This is a genomic window from Azospirillum doebereinerae (assembly GCF_003989665.1).
In the GTDB taxonomy this organism is placed as follows: Bacteria; Pseudomonadota; Alphaproteobacteria; order Azospirillales; family Azospirillaceae; genus Azospirillum; species Azospirillum doebereinerae.
This window is the reverse complement of the sequence record NZ_RZIJ01000043.1, coordinates 21186-28264: the sequence shown is the minus strand read 5'-3', so window position 1 is coordinate 28264 and position 7079 is coordinate 21186. Positions and strand designations below refer to the sequence as shown.

General features: G+C 67.4%; 7 protein-coding genes. 5 read left to right on the top strand and 2 right to left on the bottom strand.

Annotation, left to right across the window (positions count from 1 at the left end):
* Positions 1 to 120: 120 nt before the first annotated feature.
* Positions 121 to 480, bottom strand: a complete 360-nt coding sequence (locus tag EJ913_RS29565; protein ID WP_127004736.1) for a hypothetical protein — start codon at positions 478 to 480, stop codon at positions 121 to 123.
* On the opposite strand from EJ913_RS29565, the gene EJ913_RS29560 reads away from it, so the two are divergent.
* From EJ913_RS29560 to EJ913_RS29545, 4 genes are all read left to right on the top strand, one after another.
* Entirely contained in the window at positions 473 to 1354 is an 882-nt protein-coding gene (locus EJ913_RS29560) for a LysR family transcriptional regulator (protein ID WP_127004734.1), read from the top strand. The genes EJ913_RS29565 and EJ913_RS29560 overlap by 8 nt on opposite strands.
* A 120-nt stretch (positions 1355 to 1474) precedes the next feature.
* Positions 1475 to 1861, top strand: a complete 387-nt coding sequence (locus EJ913_RS29555) for a c-type cytochrome (protein WP_342353720.1) — start codon at positions 1475 to 1477, stop codon at positions 1859 to 1861.
* A gap of 14 nt (positions 1862 to 1875) precedes the next feature.
* Positions 1876 to 3108 carry an HPP family protein gene (locus EJ913_RS29550; RefSeq protein WP_127004732.1) on the top strand — a complete coding sequence of 411 codons (1233 nt, stop codon included), beginning with the start codon at positions 1876 to 1878 and terminating at the stop codon, positions 3106 to 3108.
* A 262-nt stretch (positions 3109 to 3370) separates the two neighbouring features.
* A complete protein-coding gene (locus EJ913_RS29545; RefSeq protein WP_127004730.1) occupies positions 3371 to 4774 on the top strand; it encodes an FAD-binding oxidoreductase in 1404 nt (467 codons plus the stop codon).
* Between the two features lie 9 nt (positions 4775 to 4783).
* Here the strand turns inward: EJ913_RS29545 and EJ913_RS29540 are convergent, their stop codons facing one another.
* Positions 4784 to 5284, bottom strand: coding sequence for a YaiI/YqxD family protein (locus EJ913_RS29540; RefSeq protein WP_127004728.1), 501 nt, complete (start codon positions 5282 to 5284; stop codon positions 4784 to 4786).
* Positions 5285 to 5387: 103 nt separating this feature from the next.
* Between EJ913_RS29540 and ettA the strand changes: the two genes are divergently transcribed.
* Entirely contained in the window at positions 5388 to 7064 is a 1677-nt protein-coding gene (gene ettA / locus EJ913_RS29535) for an energy-dependent translational throttle protein EttA (protein WP_127004726.1), read from the top strand.
* Positions 7065 to 7079: the final 15 nt, after the last annotated feature.

Below are 7079 nucleotides of genomic sequence, written 5' to 3'. Positions count from 1 at the left end.
GCGCCGTCCCTACACCAGCCAAAGGGGCTGCTTCCCGTCCAAATGGCTGGCGGCGCGGTTCCTTCGAAACGGTATCACTCGGCACCGAGCTGGATTTTGACCAATTTGGAGATTGGTGGATCAGGGGTGGATCCAGAAGCTCGGCTCGCTGGCGACGCAGTCGAAAGCGCGATCAAAGGTCATTGTTGCGATTCCGAAAGGACCTGAGGCTCGCCAGCCTTGGCCGTTCCGCCACAGCACATGAACCGTGTCGCCGTCGCCAAGCGGATCGCAAAATGCCCCGACATCGTGCTCAACCGCCTCATTCAAGCCGCTTGCTTTCCAGCCTGAACGGGCAAAGTCCAGGTAAGAGAAGGAGTGGAAAACCGCAGGTCCACTGTCGTCGGGCGCGGCGTTGCTGCTCTTGACGCCGTGGGGCGTTCCGGTGTGCCTTCCGGCATATGGAATCGGCAACGGTGATCGAGGGCGGTTGATGGACACGGAAACGGCCCGCAGCTTTCTTGAGGTCGTGGCGGCGGGAAGCTTCGTCGCGGCGGCGGAGCGGCTGCACGTCACCCAGTCGACGGTCAGCACGCGCATCCGACAGTTGGAGGAGCAACTCGGCTGCCGGCTCTTTCTGCGGACCAAGAGCGGGACGACGCTGACCGCCGAGGGCCTCCGCTTCCAGCGTCACGCCATCGCCATCCTGCGCCTGTGGGAGCAGGCCCGTCAGGAGGCGGCGTTGCCGCCCGGACACCGCGCGCTGCTGCGCATCGGCGGCGAGGCCGGGCTGTGGAACCGCCTGCTGCACCGCTGGATCCCCTGGATGCGCCGCAACGCCGCCGACATCGCCCTGCGCTGCGAGGTCGGTCTGCCCGACGGTCTGCTGCAAGGCTTGCGCGAAGGGACGCTCGACCTCGGCGTGATGTACTCCCCGCGCAGCACGCCGGGGCTGACGGTGAGCCTGCTGATCGAGGAGGAACTGGTGCTGCTGCGCATCCCCGGCGAGTCGGGCGGCGGGGATTACGTCCACATCGACTGGAGCGACGATTTCCGGCGGAAGATCCGCCTGCGCCACCCGGAGGCGCAGACGACGCCGCTGTCCATCGGCGTGGGAACGTTGGGGCTGGATTACCTGAAGCAGTGCGGAGGAACCGGCCATTTCCCACGCGGTCTCGTCCAACCGCTGGTGGACGCCGGTATCGCCGAAATCCTGCCCGAGGCCCACCCGTTCAACCTGCCCATCTACGCCGTCCATCCGGTGGAGGCCGACGCCGATGTGGTGGACGCCGCGCTCACGGGGCTGCGGAGGATCCTGTCGGGCGACCCGGAAACCGCGCCTTCTTCGGATTTGCCGATGGCATCCATCGAATAGTTTCGTTTTGCCGGCCGTCATGACGACCGTAAGTTCCTCCAGGTCCATCGCTGCCAGCAACCAAGCCGAAATCCGGCGGTCCCGAGGCGGTGGCCAATCATTCTCAAAAGGAACGTCGTCGTGACTTCATTGCGCGTGCTTCTCCTGGCTTGTGCCGTTTCCATGGGGAGTGTCTCCGGCACCGCCCATGCCGCCGATGGCGATGCCGAGGCTGGGCAGAAGGTGTTCAACACATGCAAGGCCTGCCACAGCGTCGAGGCGGGCGGACCCAACCGGGTCGGACCGAACCTGCACGGTGTCGTCGGCCGCAAGGTTGGAAGCGCGGCCGGCTTCAACTATTCCCCGGCCCTCAAGGACGGCGATTTCTCTTGGGACGAGCAGCGGCTCGACGGCTATCTGAAGGATCCGAAGACCGCCCTTCCCGGCAACAAGATGGCCTTCGCGGGCATCAAGAACGACACCCAGCGCGCCGACCTCGTTGCGTTCCTGAAAAGCCAGTCCCAGTAAACGTTCTTCCCACCATGACGTCGTTCTCAGAGCGTTCCGGCCGCTGGTGCCGGAGCTTCATGCCCGCCCCGCTGGGCGTGGATTGGGTGGAACGGCTGCGTGGCTGCGGCGGGGCGTTCCTCGGCATCCTGGCGACCGGCATCGTCTGCCGGTCGATGGTCGGGACGGCGGGCGACCTGCCCCTGCTGATCGCTCCGATGGGGGCGTCCGCCGTGCTGCTCTTCGCGGCGCCGGCCAGCCCGCTGGCGCAGCCCTGGTCGGTGCTGGGGGGGAACGTGGTCGCGGCGCTGGTCGGCGTCGCCTGCGCCCAGTGGATCGGGGCGTCCGGCATTGGGTTTGCCGGCGTCGGACCGCTAACGCTGGCCGCCGCGCTGGCGGTGTGCGGCGCGATCGCGGCGATGATGGCCTTGCGCTGCCTCCACCCGCCGGGCGGCGCCGTGGCGTTGATGGCCGTGCTCGGCGGGCCGGCCATCCAGGCCGAGGGGTTCCGCTACGTCCTGCTGCCGGTCGGGCTGAACGCGCTGATCCTGCTGGCCATCGCGCTGATCTTCAACAACGCCACCCGACGCCGTTACCCGCACGCGATGCGGGTGGAGCATGCCGCCCTCCACGACACCGCCGATCCCCCGCCCGGAGACCGGCTGGGCTTCACCCCCGCCGACTTGGATGCGGTGCTGAAGGAGCACAACGAGTTCCTCGACATCAGCCGCGACGATCTCGACACCCTGTTCCGGGAGGCGGAGCTGCGCGGACACCAGCGGCGCTTCGGGACCGTCACCTGCGCCGACATCATGTCGCGCGACGTGATCGGCGTGGCGCCGGATGCCACGCCGGGGCGGGTCTGGGACCTGATGCATCGGCATCGGTTGAGCGCCGTTCCCGTTCTCGGCGCCCGGCGCAAGGTCGTCGGCGTCGTCACCCAGGCCGATCTGCTGACGCATGCGATGGGGAATCGCCGTGGGGGCTTGAGACGCCTTCCGCACCGGCTGTTCGGCCGGCGGTCCGAGGCTCGCGCCGCCGACATGATGGGCACGGGATTCACCACGGTGTCTGGCGGCACGCCGGTCACGACGCTCGTCCCGCTGATGTCCGATGGCGGACTGCATCACATGCCCGTGGTCGACGACGGCGGATGCCTGATCGGCGTCGTCACGCAAACCGATCTGGTGGCTGGCCTCCACCGGGGGTGGTCGGATCATCCCACGGCCGTGCGTTCCATTCACGGTCTCACGTCCCGTGCAATCTGATCGCTTGCTCTTGCCTTGCTGGGAAAACTGGCTCGGCAAGAAATCTCTTCCGCTCCCCCTCACCGGCTTCGGCCAACGCTGACGAGCGGACCGGGCTTGTCCAACGGTCCGGCCGAGGGGGCTCAACGCGGCCTGCGTCCGACATGCCGGCATCCCACCCCTGCGCTTTGCCCGTCTTGCCAAGAGCTTGCCGGACCCGCTAGCGTCCTTGGTCATACGAATGAACCATCCAAACGAACACCGACCGGGGAGAGCAACGCCCATGACCGCCATCGCCACCACCCGCCCGCGCGCGGCCCTGACCGAGGAGGCCCGGGCCGAGCTGACGGCCCTGCTCGGCGAGCGGTTCAGCACCTCCGGCCCGGTGCGCGACCACCACGGCAAGGACGAATCCTACCACGCCGCCTTCCCGCCGGACGGGGTCGCCTTCGCCCAGACCACCGAGGAGGTCAGCGCGATCGTGACGATCTGCGCCAAGCACGACCTGCCGATCATCCCGTTCGGCACCGGCACCTCGCTGGAGGGCGGCATCGCGGCGGTGTCCGGCGGCATCACCATCGACCTGTCGGGCATGAACGCCATCCTGCGCGTCAGCCCGGAGGATTTGGACGTCACCGTCCAGGCCGGCGTCACCCGCAAGCGGCTGAACGAGCATCTGCGCGACACCGGCCTGTTCTTCCCCATCGATCCCGGCGCCGACGCCTCGCTCGGCGGCATGACGGCGACGCGGGCCAGCGGCACCAACGCGGTGCGCTACGGCACGATGCGCGAGAACGTGCTGGGGCTGACCGTGGTGCTGGCCGACGGGCGTATCATCAAGACCGGCGGGCGGGCGCGCAAATCGGCCGCCGGCTACGACCTGACCCGGCTGTTCGTGGGATCGGAAGGCACGCTCGGCATCGTCACCGAGGTGACGCTGAAGCTCTACGGCATCCCGGAGGCGGTCTCCTCGGCGGTCTGCGCCTTCAACGACATCCACGGCGCGGTGAACACGGTCATCCAGACCATCCAGACCGGCATCCCCATCGCCCGCATCGAGCTGCTGGACGAGGTCCAGATGGACGCGGTGAACAAGTATTCCAAGCTGGACTACGCGGTCGCCCCGACCCTGTTCTTCGAGTTCCACGGCACCGAGGCCGGGGTGAAGGAGCAGGCGGAGATGGCGGCGGCCATCGCGTTGGAGCATGGCGGCGTGGAATTCGCCTGGGCGACCAGGGCCGAGGACCGCTCCAAGCTGTGGCAGGCGCGGCACGACGGCTACTACGCGGCGCTGGCCCTGCGGCCGGGCTCGAAGGGCTGGCCGACCGACGTCTGCGTGCCGATCTCGCGGCTGGCCGACTGCATCCTGGAGACCAAGAAGGATCTGGCCGAGTCCAACATGCTGGCCCCGATGGTCGGCCATGTCGGCGACGGCAACTTCCACCTCGTCTACGTCATCGACCCCGACAAGCCCGAGGAGATGGCCGAGGCCCAGCGCCTGAACGACAAGATGGTGGCGCGCGCGCTGGCGATGGGCGGCACCTGCACCGGGGAGCACGGCATCGGCTACGGCAAGATGGCCTTCCTGGAGCAGGAGGCCGGCGACGCCTACGCGGTGATGGGCGAGATCAAGCTGGCGCTCGACCCCAAGAACATCATGAACCCCGGAAAGGTCGTGCGGGTCTGACCGCAGTCCCTACCGGAACTTCGGCCGCCGTCCGGCCTTCAGAGCCTGGACGGCCTGGTCGAGCGTCTGCAGGAACTTGGACTTGTCCTGCTGGCTCATCGGGGCGTTGCCGCCGCCGACCACGCCCATGTCGCGCAGATCCTGCATCAACGCGCGGGTCGCCAGCGCCGAACCGATGCTGTCGGGGGTGAAGGGCCGTCCGGTCGGGCCGATCACCACGGCGTTGTGCTTCACGCAGCGGTCGGCCAGCTGGATGTCGGCGGTCACCACGACGTCGGTCGCCCCGGCCCGCTCGGCGATCCAGTCGTCGGCGGCGTCGAAGCCGTCGCTGACCACCACCAGCTCCGACACGCAGTCGGTGGGCAGCCGCAGCGGGCTGTTGGCGACGATCCACACCTTGCAGCCGGTGCGGCCGGCGACCTTGTAGATTTCGGCCTTCACCGGGCAGGCGTCGGCGTCCACGTAGATTTCGACCACCGGCTGTCCCCCACCTTTCCCCAGGTTCAACATGGTTTCGTCGGGCGCCCTTATGCGCTAAAACCTGATGCTAGCGAAGTGGCGCCGTTCGGCGGCGCTTTATTTTCTTACCCGGTGCAGAAGGTCGGAGCGGCGCATGGCGTCCTATCAGTATGTTTACGTCATGAAGGACCTGACCAAGGTCTATCCTGGCGGCAAGAAGACCCTCGACAGCGTTTGGCTCTCGTTCCTGCCGGGCGTGAAGATCGGCGTCCTCGGCGTCAACGGCGCCGGTAAATCGACGCTGCTCAAGATCATGGCCGGAATCGACAAGGACTACTCCGGCGAGGCCTGGGCCGCCGAAGGCGCCAAGGTCGGCTACCTGCCGCAGGAACCCCAACTCGACCCGACCAAGAACGTTCAGGAAAACGTCCTGGAGGCTCTGGCCGACACCAAGGCCCTGATCGACCGCTTCAACGAAGTGTCGAACATGATGGCCGACCCCGACGCCGATTTCGACGCGCTGCTGACCGAGCAGGCCGATCTTCAGGAGAAGATCGACCACGCCGACGCCTGGGATCTGGACCGCACGGTCGAGATCGCCATGGACGCGCTGCGCTGCCCCCCGGGCGAGTCCAGCGTCGAGAAGCTGTCGGGCGGCGAGAAGCGCCGCGTGGCGCTGTGCAAGCTGCTGCTGGAAAAGCCCGACCTGCTGCTGCTCGACGAGCCGACCAACCATCTGGACGCCGAGTCCGTGGCGTGGCTCCAGAAGCACCTTGAGGATTACAAGGGCACCGTCGTCCTGGTCACCCACGACCGCTACTTCCTGGACAACGTGACCGGCTGGATTCTCGAACTCGACCGTGGATCGGGAATCCCCTACGAGGGCAACTACTCGTCCTGGCTGGAGCAGAAGCAGAAGCGCCTGGAGCAGGAAGGCCGCCAGGAGGAATCGCGCCAGAAGCAGCTCGCCACCGAGCTGGAATGGATCCGCCAGTCCCCGCGCGCCCGTCAGGCCAAGAGCAAGGCCCGCATCTCCGCCTACGAGACCATGCTGGCGGAGAGCGGCAAGGAGACGGCCGGCGAGACCAAGATCGTCATCCCGGTGCCGCCGCGCCTGGGCAACGTGGTCATCGAGGCCGAGAACATCGCCAAGGGCTTCGGCGAACGCCTGCTGATCGACGGGTTGTCCTTCCGGCTGCCGCCGGGCGGCATCGTCGGCGTGATCGGCCCGAACGGCGCCGGCAAGACCACGCTGTTCCGCATGATCACCGGGCAGGACGGGCCGGACGCCGGCACCTTCCGCGTCGGCGACACGGTGAAGCTGGGCTACGTCGACCAGAGCCGCGATTCGCTGAACCCGAAGAAGAACGTCTGGGAGGAGATCTCCGACGGGCTGGATCTGGTCGAGCTGGGCAAGAAGACCATGCCGAGCCGCGCCTACGTCTCCAGCTTCAACTTCCGGGGGCCGGACCAGCAGAAGAAGGTCGGCCAGTTGTCGGGCGGTGAGCGCAACCGCGTCCACCTCGCCAAGATGCTGAAGTCCGGCGCGAACGTCCTGCTGCTCGACGAACCGACCAACGATCTCGACGTCGACACGCTGCGCGCCCTGGAAGACGCGCTGGAGAGCTTCGCCGGCTGCGCCGTGGTCATCAGCCACGATCGCTGGTTCCTCGACCGCATCGCCACCCACATCCTGGCCTTCGAGGGCGACAGCCACGTCGAATGGTTCGAAGGCAACTTCCAGGACTACGAGGCGGACAAGAAGCGCCGCCTGGGCGCGGACGCCGACCAGCCGCACCGCATCAAGTACAAGCCGCTGGTTCGCGGCTGATCGACACCGGGCGCC